Genomic DNA, 532 nt, shown 5'->3' on the forward strand with positions numbered 1-532 from the left:
GTGACAATGTCACTAATTTAGTGCGCAACAGTCTCGTTCTTATTGCACCTCAATCGTCAAGCTTAGCCGTATTTAACTTCGCGGATGCAAAAGCTTGGGAAGCGGCGTTAAATGGCAGTCGCCTCGCATTGGGCAACCCTACGTCTGTGCCGGCAGGGATGTACGCGAAAGAATCACTGACTACACTGGGTGTATGGAAAGAGATTCAAACCAAAGTTGCACCAGCAAAAAATGTACGTCTTGCTTTGGCTTTAGTTGAGCGCGGAGAAGCTCCTTTAGGGGTGGTTTATAAGACCGATGCGCAGTTGACTAGCAAAGTGAAAATTGTTGGCGAGTTTGCGAGTGACACGCACGCGGCCATCGTTTATCCAGCGGCGGTAGTGAACGATTCAACGGAATCGAGACAATTCTTCCAGTATTTGAAATCAGAAGACGCGAAGCGAGTTTTTGCTCATTACGGTTTCCAACAATAATACGGTTTTCAATAATAGGGACAGGGAGTGACAGAACTTGAATACCAATCCCTAATGTT

1 protein-coding gene is annotated in these 532 nt (G+C 46.4%); it reads left to right on the forward strand.

What is annotated here, in order from left to right; all coding sequences use genetic code 11:
• Positions 1-473: molybdate ABC transporter substrate-binding protein (gene modA, locus R8N47_RS28050; RefSeq protein ID WP_318186465.1), on the forward strand; the 473-nt coding region annotated here is incomplete at its 5' end.
• Positions 474-532 lie beyond the last annotated feature (59 nt).

This window comes from Vibrio sp. 2132-1 (genome assembly GCF_033344315.1).